The organism is Rhodococcus sp. BH5, from assembly GCF_027583855.1.
Classification (GTDB): Bacteria; Actinomycetota; Actinomycetes; order Mycobacteriales; family Mycobacteriaceae; genus Rhodococcus_F; species Rhodococcus_F qingshengii.
In genome coordinates this window covers 25,248-40,164 of record NZ_JAJHVW010000023.1, presented here as the reverse complement: position 1 = coordinate 40,164, position 14,917 = coordinate 25,248, and the positions used below count along the sequence as shown (strand labels likewise).

Genomic DNA, 14,917 nt, shown 5'->3' with positions numbered 1-14,917 from the left:
TGTAGTCATCGTTTCTTGCCTTTCGGTTCGTTCTCTTGTCGGTGAGCACCCCATGTGTGTGCTCGTACGTCGGCGCAGATCGGGCAGTAGCTTTCTTCGGCGGTGAACGTCCAACCCGGTTCGATCGCGGATTCGACATCATTGGACGAAGTTTCGGATGCAGCTGTGTTCGGAGCCGCGCCGCAGGAAGCGCACGAGGGCATCTTCGGCAAGGTGGTGGGTGTCGCGTCAGTTATTTCTGTGAGCCATCGAGTACGCATGTATGCCCATGCCAGCGCGCCCGGCCGGCGCATAGCAGCGGGGAGAGCCGGTAGAAACCCGCGTTCCAACACTGCCCAGCTCTGGACGTTCCCCAGCAGGAAGCACGGGCCGCTCTGAATCGCCCTGGGTCTGATGGAGACTCTGGCTATTTGATTTCGGCCAGGGCCTGGTTGCCCTGTTCGGTAGCGTAAGTCCTTTGTTCGTACTCTGCTGGTGGAAGATCGTCGCAGTAGCCGTGGAGGCGTTGGTGATTGTGCCAATACACCCAGGACAAGGTTGCGAGTTCGACATCGACGGTGGTCTTCCATGGTCCGGAATGCGCTGGTCCGTAGATCAATTCAGCTTTGTAGTAGCCGTTGACGGTCTCGGCGAGAGCGTTGTCGTAGGAATCGCCGATGGTCCCGATCGATGGGATCGCGCCGATCTCAGCGAGGCGTTCGCCGTAGCGCAGGGATGTGAATTGACTGCCGGCATCGCTGTGGCACCGCAACCCGGTGAAGGTGGTTCCGCGTGACCATCGGGCCATTTCGATCGCATCAAGGACCATCTCGGTGCGCATATGTGGTGCGACGCGCCAGCCGACGATCATCCGACTGTAAGCGTCGGTGATGAAACAGACGTACGCGACCCCCGCCCAGGTCGCCACGTGTGTCAGGTCGGTAACCCACAGTTGGTTCGGCCCAGTGGCGGTGAAATCTCGTCCGACCAGGTCCGGGTGTCGACCCGTGCCGGCGGTGGGGCGGGTGGTCCGCACCCTCTTACCTCGGCGGACACCTTCGATGCCCTCGGCGCGCATCAGTCGGGCGACCTGATCACGGCCGACGTCGAGTCCGGCTCTGCGAGCGGCTTTCCACAGTTTCCGGACCCCGTAGACACGGTAGTTGTCTTCCCACAACGTCCGAAGCGCCGGCCGCACCCGGGCATCCTTTACCGCCCTCGTCGATGGTGATCGTGACCTGGCGGCGTAGTAACTGCTCGGAGCGATCTGCAGTGTCCTGCAGATGGGCTCGACCCCGAGTGGCCGTCCTGCGACGACATCGTCGCAGTTTGCGTCGATGAACGCGGTCACCTCTTGTGCTGGCGGTCGAGCTCCGCCCCGAAGAAAGATGCTGCACGTTTGAGGATTTCGTTGGCTCGCTTGAGTTCTCGGTTCTCTTGCTCCAGCTCCCGGATACGTTGAGCCTCCGATGTGCTCATCCCTGGCTTGGTGCCGTCGTCGATGTCGGCCTGCTTGACCCATGCCCGTACCGATTCGAGTCCGAACCCCAGTTGCGAGGCAACTCGCGACGCCGCCCCGTGCTCGGTCCCCAACTCGGCCCGCAGTGCACGGACCATCCGCACCGCACCAGCCTTCTCCTCCGACGAATACCGACGCGTTGTCGGTCTTCCTGGCACCCGTTCATTCGGCATGACTTCATCCTCGTTTCCAAGGCCAGAAGTCTCCACCGAACCCAGGGCGATTCAAACGCCTGCGCTCCGGACGTCTTTGCCAGGCCCCTCGGTTCACCCGAGGTCGAACGGTGCAACGAGTACGTTCTGTCGCGCCGACCAAGCAGCGCCTACTCGTCTTCATAGACGAGCAGTGCGGAGGCTTCTACGAGAGCACTCTCAACACTTCTGAGGTGATTGTCGCGGACACCACCTTGCGGGAGGTTTTTCGCATAAGCGAGGTGCGCTGCTGACCAGGTCACCAGATGCCGGATCTTCGTTTCGCGTTCTCCGGCGCTCAACTGACGCTGAGCGGATTCCTCGAGATTGGTAATTGCGCCGCGCATAGGGCTGACCTTTCCCATTCCCCTGATTCCCGGAGGCTAGCCGGGCAATGTTACGGCGACGTTACTTACCTCCTCGATACGTCCGAATCCACGAAATTCGGTGCAAGCCGCCAAAGGCATCGGTCAGGGCAGTAACCTTCACCCGAAAACTTTCGCTGCGTCAACCTTCACAGCCACCCTGGTCCAGATACACCGTGAAAAACCTGCGGCGAGTCGCGGGACAGCTCAGCTCAGCTTCCATGCCCCAGATACAGAAAACCTAGACAGACAACTGAACGCGGCGCGCGCACGTCTAGGCCGCAACGGAACCGAGGAATGCCTGGCCGAGCCAGCCTTTACTCAGTCGGATAGTTCGAAAGGGAGAACTATAACGATGAGGTCTTTCGACTTCACCGGACTTCTCGAAAGACCTCAATGCGCCGTTGGTTTCACGGTTAGCCGTTGCGAACGGTCCTGTTTCCTAGCGGTGCGTCGAGTGGTACCTCGACTGTTACTTCGACAACTTCCATAGTGCATGCCAGACCGACAGCGGAGGTTAGAGTGCCGACCTTCACGTTCACCGTCACATCGGAGGCCGTCTCGTGAACACTGACGTTCACGCCGAAGCATCTTGGGCTGCCTGACTCGAAGTTCAGGGCGATATCATTTCCCGCACCTTCCACGAGGCTGTAGGAGGTGACGGAGACAGGGTGCGCATTGGTCAGATCTGCACTGCTGGACAGCATGGTATTCGGTTCCGATGGTGGTACCAACTCCGGAACCGGATAACTAGCTGCTGTGGTGTCCTGAATCAAGCTTGTCGGTGTGCCAGGCTGAGCACTTGAGGGATACCTCCCGCCTGACTCACTGTCCGAACATCCGGTCACGGTCAATAGAAGTAAAAGTGCGACTGCGGTATTGCGCATTCACGGATGCTAGCAAGATCGAACGGCGGTGCCTCAGCCGAACACTTTTTGGAGCGTCAGGCGGGCGCGGTCATCCGCGATCAGGTCCAGTAGGCCCTTGTTGGTCCACAACAGTCGGCGCAGTGTCTTGATTGTCTTGTGCGGTGGGATGAGAGGCCGCGAACAGCTATCTCGCTGCGGTGGGTGATTTCGTCGACCACTTCGCACGCAACGGCGTGGTCGAGCCCGTCTGGAAGTGTCGCCAGCAGACCCGTGGGGCCCCAAAGATTCGGTCACATCTCGCACGACGGCAAGCTGCTCACGCAATGTTTCGGCGGTGCGACGTCGATGGGATAGGCAAATCGTTGCGGGCGACTCGGGTCAGGTTGCAGCGCAAGCAGGGACACCCTCGAAGCGAGAGCTGCGTGTTCGATGCGTGTGAGTTCGTGGTGTTGCGGATCGGGTATATCGGCCAGCGCAGCTTCGAGGAGCGCCCACGGCTTGCGGAGGCTCGCCGCACTGGTCGGATCTAATTCGAGGTTCGAGGGGTCGTGGGTCATGGTCTCGTTCACCTTTCGTTGTTTCGCTTGCGGTGCTTGTTCGTCAGTTGCGGACGCACATCGCGTCGATTTCGCGCCGGATTTCGGGGACGAAGGCAAGAGCGGTCGCACACGCGGAAATCGTGGCGAGGATCAGTCCGGAGACGCCGACGGCGAGGGCGGGGTTACCGAAGCTCGCCGCCGTGTGGATCATCTCGCGCAGGCCGTCGGCGGTGGCCAGCATTACTGCGTAGAAGATGAGTGCGAGGAAGGCTGCGGCGATACCGGCCGCCATGCCGGCTATTCCTGCTTTGATGGTCCGCTCACGGATTCCGCGGCGCTGGGCAGTTGATGTAGTCATCGTTTCTTGCCTTTCGTCGAGATGAGTGGGGCCGGTCAGATGCTCGCGCGGGCGATGAAACGGCCCGCTTCGTCGGTCCAGGTGCGCAGGAACGCATCTCGAATGTCGTGTGTTCGTGTCTCGGTGACACTTTCGGGGATGGCGTATGCGGTGCAGATGAGTGCGGCCTCTTCGGGCGTCATCTCGGCGTACCAGTCTGATATGTCATCGCTGGAAATCTCGTCTCCGTTGCCTGTGAGGCCGTGGAGCATAACGGGGACGACTGCCGAGATAAAGGTGTCGAGATTTCCTTTGGTGGCGTCACGTTCGGTGCGGACGTCGTTCGCTGCCTTGATGGCACTCAGCAGGTGGGGGTACATGTTGGTCACTGTTTTAGCCTTTCGGTTCGTTTGTTGGCCGGCCCTTGCCCCAGGTTCGGGCTCGTACGTCGGCGCAGATCGGGCAGTAGCTTTCTTCGGGGCTGAACGTCCAACCCGGTTCAATCGCGGGTTCGGCGTCATTGCAGGAGGATTCGGGTTCTGCTGCGCTGGGAGAAGTGCCGCAGGAAGCGCAGGTTGAGACTGTATGCGGATCCCCGGCGGATGTGCCCGATGGTGTGAGCGGGAGCGGGTCGATCTCGCCGAGACTTGATTTCGCCCATAGAAGCGCCTGCAGGGCATCGGTCGAGCGCTCGTACCGTTGCCCGTTCATGGGCGTCCGTTGTCGTTCGATGTGATGTGGGTTTCCGGCATGCAGCCCTCCTCGGGGTCAACCGGCATCGGCGGGACCAACGGGAGCACAGCGACGATGCGGATGTTTTCCCAGTTGGATGGTCGCCGGCTGACCTCGGTCTCTTCGTCGAGGAGGTCTTGCAGGGATCGGGTGATTTGTTCGTCGGTGTCGTAGCCGTTGCCCCAGACGTTGTCCGGTCCTCGCACTCGGCGTTCGTTGTCGATGATCGTGTAGTAGACGCTGTTTTCTGTTTCGTCGGGGAAGTCGTTGTTGTTGTCTTCCTCGGGGATTGGGGTGGTGAGAATGACGAAGTGGTGGTCATGTGAGACGGCTCGGACGGTCCACCACAGGTCTCCGGTTTCGGCGAATTGCACGCGCTGTCCGGTGTCGAGTGCGGTGGCGGCGATGGTCGATGCTGAGGATGGGGCTGGTGCGCTCATGTGCGTTCTCCTGGGCTCGGTGGCGGGTGTCGGCGTGATGCGGATCAGCTGCAGTCGACGTGCAGAGACAGGTAGACGCGGCCGGTGCCGTAGGGGGAGTTCCAGTCGGCCGGCGCCTGCGCGGTGGCGGCGATGTCGACCTGGTCGGGTGTCGACCAGTCGACGGAGCGCAGTGTGTCGAGGAACTGGTTGGCGGTGTCGATTTCTCCGGAGAGGTCTTGCTCGGTGTTCTCGATGGTGAGGGTTTGAGAGGGGTTGCGGGCTTTGATCTTCCAGCCGTGCGGTGAGGTGATGTCGACGGCGAGGTTTTCGCCGGTGCCGGTGCAGCGGGCGGTGACGTCGTCGGGTTTGGGGGTGGTGATTTCGGTGTCGGTGTGCTTTTCGCCCCAGCCGATGATGATACTGCCGAGGTCGTCGGAGGAGTCGGTGACGACTGTTCCGCTGGTGGAGGCGGACACGCTCGTCGCGGCGCGGCTCTCGTCGCTGCTGCAGGCTGCCAGTGCGGCGAGCGCAGCTCCGGAGAGGGCGATGGACAAGGCGGCGCGGTGCAGGGTGGGCAGGGACATCGACTGAGATGCCTTTCGTGAGAAGGGAGGGTCGGGCGGGGCACTGTTCCGGTGGATCAGGTCATGTCGACCACAGCGGTCGTCAATCTTTGAAGGCGTCGACGTACCAGCGGTTGTCGATCTTTTGGGTGGTCACCGTGAGGGTGCCGCGTTTGGCGGGCTGATCGGGTGCGTTCAGTGAGAGGTCCACGAGGTACACCCCTTCGGAGAGGGCGATGGATTTGACGCAGTGCGCGGTTCCGGCGGGGACTTGGTCGATCGTTTTTTGCAGGTCGGGGACTGGCTGGACTGTGGAGCTGGGGGTTGCGAGCGCTCGGGCTGCTGCTGCGTTGCGTTCGACGTAGTAGGCGTAGTTGAACGCTGCTATTACGTCTGCGCCACTCTTTTGGTCGCCTCGGTCGCTTCGGCAGGTTTCTTCTGCAGGTGCTGTTGTGGGCGGCGCGAAGGGTTCGACGTCGGGGAGTTTGAGGATCGGTAGGCCGTTTTCGTCGGTGGGGCCGAGCGCTTCTGTCGTGGCTGTTTCGGTGGCAGGGGCCGGATCGCCTTCTCCGCCTCCGAGGGTGGCGACGATGCCGGTACCCGCGACGGCGACCGCGACCGCGCCCAGGGCGATGAAGGTCCGTTTCCCTGGTTTGCGCCTTTCACCGCGGGGTTTGGGCGGCCGGGGTGTGCGCGGGGTGTTCTGGGGGCCGCGGGGCGGGGTTGATCCGCCGGAGAGGTCGAGCACTGCGGGGTGCCTGCTGGTTTTTGTCATCGCTGTTGCCCTAATCGGTAGTTGGGATAGGAGCTGACCCCGTATAGGGACAGTTTGTGTTCTGGTGCTGCTGTCGGGGCGACGCCTGTTGTTGCCCGGACATTCGATGTCTCACGAAAGAACGGTGCGCCCCGGTAGCAGTGATCTGGTGTTCGGTGGTGTGATGGCGTTGCCCCTGCCGACCGCAGGGTTCACCCCGGTATGAGTTCTCCCGAGCCGTAGAGCTCTTCGGAAAGCACTGGGGGTCCTGCGGTGTGCTGGAGTCACGGACGGCTACTGAGATGACGGACCGTCGAGTCCTGCGATTAGGGCGCCGCGTGGCCCCTGCCCGGTACCGGGCATCGTATCGAGCAGACGGAGGGAACGGATGAGTTTGTTCTGTGGAATCGATTGGGCCACTGATCATCACGACATCGCGGTCGTCGACCACACGGGCCGCCTGGTGGCCGGCGGCAGGGTCGAGAACACCGCCTCGGGATTCGAGGCCTTGTTGGCCATGCTCGCCGACGCCGGTGAGGACCCGCACGAACCAGTGCCGGTGGCCATCGAGACCGATCACGGTCTGTGGGTCGCGGCGTTGACCGCCTCGGGAAGGCAGGTCTACCCGATCAATCCGCTCGCGGCCTCGCGTTACCGGTCCAGGCATGTCGTCTCCGGAGCGAAGTCCGATGCGGTCGATGCCCGCACCTTGGCGAATATCCTGCGCACCGACCTGCCCGAGCATCGCCCACGATCGAATGATTCCGAGCTGGCCCAGAGTGTGCGGGTGCTCGCTCGCGCGCAGCAGGACACGATCTGGAACAGGCAACAGGTCACCAACCGGGTCATCGCGCTGCTCAAGGAGTTCTACCCGGCAGCGTTGGAAGCCTTCGCCGGTCTCGAAGGCGGCATCACCCGAGCTGATGCCCGGATGATCCTCACCGCTGCTCCCACCCCTGCCCAGGCAGCCACATTGACTCCGGCCCGATTGCGAAAGTTGATGGCCAAAGCCGGCCGCCAGCGATATCTCGATCGGGACGCCGGGCGCCTGCGCGAGGTGTTCACCGCCGAGCACCTCCGTCAGCCCGCCATGATCGAAGAAGCGATGGGACGGCAACTGAGCGCGTTGCTCGGGCAGCTGAACGCCATCTGTACTGCGGTTGCCGATCTGACGGAGGCGGTTACCGAGACTTTTCACCGACACCCGGACGCGAAGATCCTGACCAGTTTCCCCGGCGTGGGGCCAGTGGTCGGCGCCCGGGTGCTCGCCGAGATCGGTGACGACCGCTCGAAATTCGACGACGCTCGTGGATTGAAAGCCTTCGCTGGATCCGCGCCGATCACCCGCGCCAGCGGCAAGAAGACCGTCATTACGCACCGGCACATCAAGAACCGGCGTCTCGCCGCCGCCGGTTCGATCTGGGCGATGGCAGCGCTGAAATCCTCGCCCGGAGCGCGGCGGCACTACGACGCGCGCCGAGCCAAAGGTGACTGGCTCCAAGAAGCCAAACGCCACTTGTTCAACAAATTCCTCGGACAACTCCACCACTGCCTGCAAACCGGACAAACCTACGACGAAACCCATGCCTTCCCACCTCCTCTCGTGCTCGCGGCTTGACTGTTAACTTCCTGAGATGTCTTTCGTGGTCAATCCGGTTCTGGCGGCGGTGGAGTAAGAGTTCAGGGCGGGTGGCAAGTAGCCACCCGCCCTGAAGCTGTCTGACTTGTGTGGGTTACGCGGGTACGCCTGCGCCGACTGCGTCGCTGATCAGCTGCGATGCCAGGGCGGGGGTGGCGTTGGTGAAGAAATCGGTGAGCGCGGTGTCGACCTGCTCGATGATCTGCTCGCCACCGGGCTGGGCGGCGACGAAGTCGCGGGCCTGCTGATCGATGGCCGGTGCGGCTGCGACGGTGTCGCGGACGGTGGTGGACACGGCCTGCCCGACGGGGCCGGAGTTCTCCCAGTCGGTAAGGGTGTTCTGTGTCTGGGTGGTCACGGCGGGCTGATCGACGTCGGGGAAGTATTCGCTGACGTCGACAGGCTCGCCCAATTCTCCTGCGCCGTAAGCGGTTGCAGCTGCAACGCCCGCGATTCCGCCGCCGACTGCGCCGATCGCCGCTGCGGGAATGCCCAAAACAGCTGCGCCCGTTGCTGCTCCGGCTGCCGTGCCGACCACGCCCGCAGGCACCGCGCCGATGGGTGTGAGCACGGGGCTGAACAATCCGAGAGCGCTTGTGCCGCCGATTGTTCCACCGATCAAACCGCCCACTGTGGCGGCGGGGAGTCCGAGGGCAGTAGCTCCGGCCAAGGCTCCACCTGCACCACCGGCCAGCTGTGCGGCGGCGATTCGGCTCGCCTGATCGACCGGGATACCGATCGAGGCATAGAACGTCGAGACCTGGGACTCGACGACCGCGCTGGTGTTGTTGGTGCGGGCGAGGTCGATGTCAGAAACCCAGTTCGGCTGATCGAAGACCCAGTAGCCGATGCGGCCCTTTTCCCTGGGCGCGATGATCGGTGCGACGATCTCGACCGGGCCGGGAGCGTGGATCTGGCCGTAGTCGATCGGAGTCACGCTGTAGTCAGCCGGGGGCGTGTACTCGCCGGAATCGTAGTCCCAGTTCGGCAGCGGCTGAGACGGAACGTTCTGGTACTCGACGGGCGGCGGCACCCAGTAGACCGGTGCCGGCTGCGCCTCCGGCACGGTGACGGCGGGTTCGGGGGTGGATGCACCGCCGCCGTTGACGCCACCCTGAATACCGTCGCCGCCGGTGACGCCGCCCTGAATCGGCTCAGCTCCTGCCGGCGCCGCGAGACCGATACCGGCCGCGACTGCTGCGGCGACGACAAGGGCTGCGGTTCCCTGGCGGGCGGCGCTCTGACGACGGTGCCGACCTTTCTGCTGCGCGCGGCGCGCGGACCTGTTACCTGCGGTGACGTCCATGGTGATGCCTTTCGTGAAGGGAAAAGAGGAGTCGATCAGTGGGCGGATTGGGCGATGAGGTCCACGACCATGGCGGCGAGAACAGACAGTGCCGTGGCTGTGACGGGAAGCAGTTGGGGTAAGGCGATGGGGCCACCGGATGCGAACTTGGGCTCGTACGGCATCCGGGCGAATCTGTGGACACCGAGTTTTTCCAGTTTCTCGATCTCGGGGACTTCGACGCCCGGTACGTCGCCGGGGCCGTCGGTGATCAGGACGATGGTGCGGTCCAGGATCGCGGCCCCGTGTCGGGCTTTGAGAAACTTCAGCATCTTGAGGACATCGACGTCCAAACGCAGAGGCATCGGAACGAGAAGCACATCGGCATGATCGGTCGCCCATCTCCAACCGCCCGCGACGCGTGAATTGCCGGTGTCGGCGATGAGGATTTCTCGATGGTCGGACAGGATGCGCCCAACTTCGGCGGCCTCGTCATAGCTGAACGCGGCCCCGGAATCGCCGGAGCTGCCAACGAGGATGTCGCCGCCCCGCGGTTGCCGGGTCAGGTACTGCGAGAGCATGGCCGGGACGATGGTTCCGTGCGCGGCGGCATCGATCAGCGCATTCACGTCTTGCCCGTCGGGTGGGGTGATGGCGGCGCGTTTGGGTAACGTGCCGCCGACGTCGGATACGTCGACGCAGACCGAACTGCCGGGCCCACGGTAGGTCGCGATCTCTTCGTTGAGTGCGGCGGCGATGGGTGATTTACCGGCGCCTCCTTTCGTGTTGGCCACGGTCACGATCGAGAATCCGGGGATGGGGCGGGCGACGGTGGCTCCCGCGATGCGTTGGCGTGTTTCCGCGGATCCGGCTTTGGGTGCGAGCCCCAGATTCAAGATCGCGTTGAGGCGCCCTCGAAGTCCGATGCGGGCTGGTTCCTCCGCCCCTTGACCCGCACCCGCAGGTGCCGAGCTGACGGGCCGAGGTCGCAGGGTGGGCACCGGTTCTGTCACCCAGCCGCCTCGGCCGAAATCCCGAGTCGGCTGCGGTGCACGCCCGTTGTGCTCGACTCCCGGTTCGGTCTCCATGTTCACCTGTTGTCCCCGGTCTTCGCTGGGGGCCGGGTCGCTCGCAGAGACCTGCACTACGGGGGTTCGTTTGACGGGTGGGCGGGGCTGATCCCGGCGAGGTGCCTCCACGTTGGCGCGGGCTGGTTGCTCCGCTCTCGGAGGCGCTGAGACGGTGCGCATGGTGTTGTCGGGATCGACTTCCAAGTACATCGGGGCGGTATCGACACCGGTGACCGAGACTCTGATGGTCCGGCGGGCGGTGCGCGCTTCCTCCGTGGCTTGGGTGAAGACCCTGGTCATGAGTTCTTGTTCGGTGTCGCCTCGCAGGCCGATCGTCGCTACCAGCGACGGCACATGCGCCGTCGCTGTGCGGCCTCCGTCGTCGATAGCGACGGTCATCTGCGGGGCGGACATCACTGGCCTCCGGCGCCTGTGTTGGCGTCGAGTTGGGTGACCATGTCGGTGATCTCGTCGTGCAGCTTGTCGAGTTCACTGAATGCTTTGGTTTTCGCATCGCCGTCGGGGATCGAGTCGACGAGATCGCGGCGCGAGGCGAGAGCGTCCAGCAGCTCGCCGAGACGGCCGCGGGAGACGGTGTTGGTGTCTTCCTTGACGCTGGGCAGCCAGCTCGGGGCAGTCGCACGCAACGCTTCGCGGTAGGCGCGCACGACGGGGTCGCCGGGGCCTTCGTTTTTGAACGTGGTCTGGATGGCCTTGATGTGTTCCGGGTCGAGAATCACTGCTCGTTCGATTCGCACTGCCATGATGGGACCTTTCTGGTGGGCCGAGTCGGCGCTGATAGTGGATGTTCAGGTCAGTCGTCGTGTGCGCCTCTGGTGGCGCCGAGGTCGACGGAAGCAAGGAAAAACGTTTCGGTTCCGGGGCATTCGAGAACCGCGACTTCGGTGTGCTTGCCGGTGGATTCGACGGACACCTGCACTTTCACCAGTCCTTCGTCGGTGATCGCGCCGTCTTTGCTGCGGATGATGGGGCGGACGGTGTCGACAGACAGGACGGTTCCTCGTGCATCCGGGTCGGAGAGGCCGAAGACGATCTCCATGCCCTTGGTGAGGGCAAGAGCGGGGATCGCGTCGTCGATCTGGTCGACGATCGATGAGACCGAGGAAGTGCCGGTGACAGCGACGGGGTCGCGGACGTCGTCGGCCATCGAGTCGATGAGTTGTTGTTCTTCTCCGATGAAGGCTGGCAACTCCGCAGAAAAGCAGTAAACGGGGGTGTCGCGAACTGGGCGCAGGCTCTCGACAGCGCTCAGCTCGTCCTTGCTCAGGCCACTACGGGCGGCGGGATGTTCGTCGATGGTGGGGGTGAACCACACCTGCGCGAGCGCGGGGTCGCCGGAGGGTGCACTGACGGTGGCGCGGCCTCGAATGTTCTTGTCGATGTCGTTGCCGACACTGCCGTCGCCCCACATCATGTAGGCGCCATCAGCACTCAGACGGGCGAGCGCCGCTCGGGTCTGGAAGTTGTCGCGGACGCTTCCGGAGTCCTTTCCGAACAAATGAGCATCCGGTCGCTGCACCCCCACGGCGAGGCGGATACCTGCGGATCGGGCCAGAGCCACCAGTTCACCGATACGCCCCAAGGGGTTGGTGAACTTGATGGCTTCCTTCTCCTGGTCGGTACCGCTCGCTTTGAGCTGGCTCCATGCGGCGGAGAGAATGAAAAATTCGTCCAGGATCACGACCAGAGGCGGCATGGTGCGCGCGCTGAGACGATTGACTTGCATGTATTTGGTCCGGGCGTGCATCTCTTTCCAGAGCGCATAGATCAGGTACGCCGCGCGGATGGGATCGAATACCACTGCGGGGACACCGGGGTATCCGAGGAATTGGTGCAATTCGATGCGCTTGGGATCCACCCCGATGACAGGGACACCGCGCAGCACCAGCTCGGTGATGACCGTGGTCAAGAGAACGGTCTTGCCGCCGCCGGTGGGGCCGACGACGAGCATGTGCGGGGAGGCGGAGTCGTCGGAGACGTTCCAGTACGCATCGACGGTCCCGTTGTCGGTTTCGCAGGACGCGAAGGGAATGTGCAGGCGCTTACCCATCCTCTTCGGGTCGCTGGTGGGCCAGTCCATTTGTTGACGTTCAGCGATCCCACGGTGGTCGAGCTGCGGGACGGGAAGCTCGGACACCGGGACTCGAAGGTGATGCATGAGCATTGTTCCGAGCGGCATGCGTAGCGAAATTTTGATTTTGGGCTGGTCCGGGTCCCAGGTGATTTTCCACAGTTGCCCGGATTCGTGTGTTCCGAGTGCTGCGAGGAGAGCGTCGCTGAGCTTGTCGCGGTTGCCCTGCAGCCCGGTGGACAGGGTGCTGGTGTAGCCGATTTCGTAGGCAGCTTCGGCACCGTTGGAGAAGATTGCTGTGACCTTGACGGTAACGCCCTGGAGGGCTTTCCCGTCGGAGAGGAGGTCGGCGAGCAGCCGGTGGCGGTCACTGCGCCCGTCCGGTGCCACAGGCTCTCGCGAAATGGTGAGCGCGCCGGCGTCGGCACGGTATACGGGCTTGTACTTCCATTGGCGGGCAGCCGATTTGCGTGTGGTCATTTCTCGATCTCCTGGACAGCACCCAGAGCGCTGAGTTCGGGGCTGATGTCGATGATCTGTATTGCGTCTTCCTTCGGCTCTATTGGCCGACGAAGCAGGAGGCGCTCCGGCAATGCGGGAGAGACGATCGGCAACTTGGCCCGGACTCGTTGCGGGTAGGGCTCTCCGACGATCAGTGCGTTGAGCGCGGTGTCGAGCTTGGTGAAGCGAAGTTCGTCGACCACCGATCCGAGTGGAATTCGAATCTTCGCGGAGTGTGTGCTGTGCCACCCGGTGCGCCAGCTGAGTTGGATGCGGGTTGCGTTGTGGCCGGTGGTCTGTCGAACAACCGCAGCGAGGATGCGGCGTTGCCGCCAGCGGAGGAATCGAACGAGGTCGACCACGGCAGCGATGACAACCGCAACGACGAGACGGGAGCGAAAGTCGATCAGCCACTGCGCCCAGCGTCCTGATTCCGGCCATTGGCCGGCGACCTGATCAGCAGTGAGCAGCGTTGGCGCCCACCACACAATCACGGCGCCGACGAGAACTGCGATGACACAGGGCGTGAAGCGTGTCAGCTTCTGCTCGATCGGCTGATCCCGAGGTTTCGGTTCCTTTGGGCCAGAGGAAGTCCCATCGCTCCCGAACACGTCTCGGAAGAATTCGCCCACCGGATCGTTCGACGGCATCGCGGGATCCTTCCTCGTTTCGGCGTTGCGGGAGTACTGATGTGGGGACAGTCAACGCGGGCTCACGGAAACCGACAAGGACGTTTCGCACGCGCTCGGGCGTGTCGCGACTGAGAGTCGTCAGCGGGAGCATTTTCGGGCCCAAAAACCGGGCCTGAAATCACCCCTCAGAGAAGGTTTTTCGGAATCGAATTTCGCATGCGATTTTCGGAAGCGATTTCGGCTTCGGCGGAGCGGCGTTTTTCTCAACCACGCCTCCCCCCGTAGGGGGGAGGCGTCTCCCAAAGGGAGTGAGGGCCCGGGTTCCCCTGGCGCACACACCGAAAGCATGTGCCGAACGGGATGCCGATCGGGTGGCCGGATTCGGTGGCGCGAACGGCTGGTGAATTCTCCTCATTGGCAGCGGCATTGAGAGATACCGCTGCGGGTAGGGGTTTCGAATTGCATCGGGGCGCGACACGCCCGAGCGCGTGCGAAACGTCCTGGTGCCGATTCACGGCATGTGCGAGCGTTCACGCCACGACCATTCCGACCCAGCGAGCCCCTTTGGGAGAGATCATGCTTCACACAACATTCGAGGCTGCAGCGCAGCTGAACTACTTAGCGCAGGAGGGAATCGACACCGGCGGCGTAGGAACGTTCCTCCGTCAGCAGGTCGTACCGCCGATCCTCGGAGTGAGTGCGGTGGTGCTGCTGTCGAAAGCGATCAAGTCCTCATGGTCTTCGGTGATCACCATCGCCGGACTGTCTGTTATCGGACTGGGTTGGTTCGGCTTGTCCGCGAATCCGGATGCCGCGATGAACGTGGGCACATCGATCATGAAGCTGTTCGTCCCTGGCATGTGAGCACTCTTCACTCTTCGCGCTCAACACTTTTCGAGAGGAATCATCTTCATGTCCGTCATGACCATCATCTTCGGCGCCGTCATCGCTTTCGCCATCCTGTTCTACATCTGGTACACCGTCGCCCAGCGTCGACGGTGAGTGATCGCCGTGATCGAGACCGACGACGATCTTTACCGGGTAGATCAGCACTGGCTCGGCCCGCCCGGGAGAGCCTTCCCGAAACCGATCAGATATCAGTCTGCAGGAATCGGCATTCTCCTTGCGATTGGCTCGTGGATCCTCGTGTTCGGACTGCTCTCACTACCCCCGAACGGGTGGACCGTGATGGGCATGTGCCTGCTGACGTACTACGGCACGAAACGTTTCACCGAACGACTCGGAACCGAACGCACCCTCGGCTCTCTGGCCCGCTCTGCGATCAACGACCTCCGCTCGCCTCGTCCGTCGACCAATGCCGCGAAGAAGTCCCCGAACTCTGCGCAGGTCGTATCGATCTCGGATCAGCTTGCGCGCGTACGACTTACCTCCGCCCACCCCTCCACGACCGAGAAGAACCGGTGAGAC

General features: G+C 62.9%; 16 protein-coding genes and 1 other annotated feature. Of the genes, 3 read left to right on the top strand and 13 right to left on the bottom strand.

The window, feature by feature from the left end:
* Positions 1 to 406: 406 nt before the first annotated feature.
* The 8 genes from RhoBH5_RS30380 to RhoBH5_RS30345 all read right to left on the bottom strand — a co-directional run bounded on the left by RhoBH5_RS30380 (position 407) and on the right by RhoBH5_RS30345 (position 6,291).
* A protein-coding gene (locus RhoBH5_RS30380; RefSeq protein WP_270009285.1) for an IS3 family transposase occupies positions 407 to 1,671 on the bottom strand; the annotation gives its coding sequence in 2 pieces (ribosomal slippage) (positions 407 to 1,368 and positions 1,368 to 1,671; 1,266 coding nt in all).
* Positions 1,238 to 1,372, bottom strand: a sequence feature (AL1L pseudoknot). Its footprint overlaps the gene before it by 135 nt.
* A 149-nt stretch (positions 1,672 to 1,820) precedes the next feature.
* Positions 1,821 to 2,036 carry a hypothetical protein gene (locus RhoBH5_RS30375; RefSeq protein ID WP_270009284.1) on the bottom strand — a complete coding sequence of 72 codons (216 nt, stop codon included), beginning with the start codon at positions 2,034 to 2,036 and terminating at the stop codon, positions 1,821 to 1,823.
* Positions 2,037 to 3,213: 1,177 nt separating this feature from the next.
* Positions 3,214 to 3,480 (bottom strand): hypothetical protein, encoded by a 267-nt coding sequence (locus tag RhoBH5_RS30370; RefSeq protein ID WP_270009283.1) that lies wholly within the window; start codon positions 3,478 to 3,480, stop codon positions 3,214 to 3,216.
* A gap of 43 nt (positions 3,481 to 3,523) precedes the next feature.
* Positions 3,524 to 3,820 (bottom strand): hypothetical protein, encoded by a 297-nt coding sequence (locus RhoBH5_RS30365; RefSeq protein ID WP_270009282.1) that lies wholly within the window; start codon positions 3,818 to 3,820, stop codon positions 3,524 to 3,526.
* A 35-nt stretch (positions 3,821 to 3,855) separates the two neighbouring features.
* A complete protein-coding gene (locus RhoBH5_RS30360; protein ID WP_270009281.1) occupies positions 3,856 to 4,188 on the bottom strand; it encodes a hypothetical protein in 333 nt (110 codons plus the stop codon).
* Positions 4,189 to 4,506: 318 nt separating this feature from the next.
* Positions 4,507 to 4,971, bottom strand: a complete 465-nt coding sequence (locus RhoBH5_RS30355) for a hypothetical protein (protein ID WP_270009280.1) — start codon at positions 4,969 to 4,971, stop codon at positions 4,507 to 4,509.
* A 44-nt stretch (positions 4,972 to 5,015) separates the two neighbouring features.
* Positions 5,016 to 5,537: a hypothetical protein gene (locus RhoBH5_RS30350; protein WP_270009279.1), complete on the bottom strand. Its 522-nt coding sequence runs from the start codon at positions 5,535 to 5,537 to the stop codon at positions 5,016 to 5,018.
* An 82-nt stretch (positions 5,538 to 5,619) separates the two neighbouring features.
* Complete coding sequence (locus RhoBH5_RS30345; protein WP_270009278.1) at positions 5,620 to 6,291, bottom strand: hypothetical protein; 672 nt, start codon at positions 6,289 to 6,291, stop codon at positions 5,620 to 5,622.
* A gap of 367 nt (positions 6,292 to 6,658) precedes the next feature.
* Between RhoBH5_RS30345 and RhoBH5_RS30340 the strand changes: the two genes are divergently transcribed.
* Positions 6,659 to 7,888, top strand: coding sequence for an IS110 family transposase (locus RhoBH5_RS30340; RefSeq protein WP_044480091.1), 1,230 nt, complete (start codon positions 6,659 to 6,661; stop codon positions 7,886 to 7,888).
* 115 nt (positions 7,889 to 8,003) lie between these two features.
* Here RhoBH5_RS30340 and RhoBH5_RS30335 read toward each other — a convergent pair whose 3' ends face one another.
* The 5 genes from RhoBH5_RS30335 to RhoBH5_RS30315 are packed head-to-tail and all read right to left on the bottom strand — an operon-like array spanning position 8,004 to position 13,507.
* The gene (locus RhoBH5_RS30335; RefSeq protein WP_442972490.1) at positions 8,004 to 9,215 is read right to left on the bottom strand and encodes an insoluble domain protein; all 1,212 of its coding nucleotides are present in this window, start codon (positions 9,213 to 9,215) and stop codon (positions 8,004 to 8,006) included.
* Positions 9,216 to 9,250: 35 nt separating this feature from the next.
* On the bottom strand, positions 9,251 to 10,678 hold the full coding sequence (locus tag RhoBH5_RS30330; RefSeq protein ID WP_270009277.1) for a ParA family protein: 1,428 nt from the start codon (positions 10,676 to 10,678) through the stop codon (positions 9,251 to 9,253).
* A complete protein-coding gene (locus RhoBH5_RS30325; RefSeq protein WP_047269871.1) occupies positions 10,678 to 11,028 on the bottom strand; it encodes a hypothetical protein in 351 nt (116 codons plus the stop codon). The genes RhoBH5_RS30330 and RhoBH5_RS30325 overlap by 1 nt, the downstream gene beginning before the upstream one ends.
* Positions 11,029 to 11,078: 50 nt before the next feature.
* A complete protein-coding gene (locus tag RhoBH5_RS30320; protein WP_270009276.1) occupies positions 11,079 to 12,836 on the bottom strand; it encodes an FtsK/SpoIIIE domain-containing protein in 1,758 nt (585 codons plus the stop codon).
* On the bottom strand, positions 12,833 to 13,507 hold the full coding sequence (locus tag RhoBH5_RS30315; protein WP_270009275.1) for a hypothetical protein: 675 nt from the start codon (positions 13,505 to 13,507) through the stop codon (positions 12,833 to 12,835). The genes RhoBH5_RS30320 and RhoBH5_RS30315 overlap by 4 nt, the downstream gene beginning before the upstream one ends.
* A 558-nt stretch (positions 13,508 to 14,065) precedes the next feature.
* Between RhoBH5_RS30315 and RhoBH5_RS30310 the strand changes: the two genes are divergently transcribed.
* Together RhoBH5_RS30310 and RhoBH5_RS30305 are read left to right on the top strand one after the other, a co-directional pair.
* Positions 14,066 to 14,353 (top strand): hypothetical protein, encoded by a 288-nt coding sequence (locus RhoBH5_RS30310; RefSeq protein ID WP_141695846.1) that lies wholly within the window; start codon positions 14,066 to 14,068, stop codon positions 14,351 to 14,353.
* A 147-nt stretch (positions 14,354 to 14,500) separates the two neighbouring features.
* Positions 14,501 to 14,914: a hypothetical protein gene (locus tag RhoBH5_RS30305; RefSeq protein WP_270009274.1), complete on the top strand. Its 414-nt coding sequence runs from the start codon at positions 14,501 to 14,503 to the stop codon at positions 14,912 to 14,914.
* Positions 14,915 to 14,917 lie beyond the last annotated feature (3 nt).

Bases quoted from the DNA above. Each gene is read 5' to 3' on its own strand.
- RhoBH5_RS30345 (WP_270009278.1), bottom strand. From the start codon at position 6,291: ATGACAAAAACCAGCAGGCACCCCGCAGTGCTCGACCTCTCCGGCGGA.
- RhoBH5_RS30310 (WP_141695846.1), top strand. From the start codon at position 14,066: ATGCTTCACACAACATTCGAGGCTGCAGCGCAGCTGAACTACTTAGCG.
- RhoBH5_RS30330 (WP_270009277.1), bottom strand. From the start codon at position 10,678: ATGTCCGCCCCGCAGATGACCGTCGCTATCGACGACGGAGGCCGCACA.
- RhoBH5_RS30340 (WP_044480091.1), top strand. From the start codon at position 6,659: ATGAGTTTGTTCTGTGGAATCGATTGGGCCACTGATCATCACGACATC.
- RhoBH5_RS30325 (WP_047269871.1), bottom strand. From the start codon at position 11,028: ATGGCAGTGCGAATCGAACGAGCAGTGATTCTCGACCCGGAACACATC.
- RhoBH5_RS30350 (WP_270009279.1), bottom strand. From the start codon at position 5,537: ATGTCCCTGCCCACCCTGCACCGCGCCGCCTTGTCCATCGCCCTCTCC.
- RhoBH5_RS30375 (WP_270009284.1), bottom strand. From the start codon at position 2,036: ATGCGCGGCGCAATTACCAATCTCGAGGAATCCGCTCAGCGTCAGTTG.
- RhoBH5_RS30370 (WP_270009283.1), bottom strand. From the start codon at position 3,480: ATGACCCACGACCCCTCGAACCTCGAATTAGATCCGACCAGTGCGGCG.
- RhoBH5_RS30335 (WP_442972490.1), bottom strand. From the start codon at position 9,215: ATGGACGTCACCGCAGGTAACAGGTCCGCGCGCCGCGCGCAGCAGAAA.
- RhoBH5_RS30315 (WP_270009275.1), bottom strand. From the start codon at position 13,507: ATGCCGTCGAACGATCCGGTGGGCGAATTCTTCCGAGACGTGTTCGGG.
- RhoBH5_RS30320 (WP_270009276.1), bottom strand. From the start codon at position 12,836: ATGACCACACGCAAATCGGCTGCCCGCCAATGGAAGTACAAGCCCGTA.
- RhoBH5_RS30365 (WP_270009282.1), bottom strand. From the start codon at position 3,820: ATGACTACATCAACTGCCCAGCGCCGCGGAATCCGTGAGCGGACCATC.
- RhoBH5_RS30355 (WP_270009280.1), bottom strand. From the start codon at position 4,971: ATGAGCGCACCAGCCCCATCCTCAGCATCGACCATCGCCGCCACCGCA.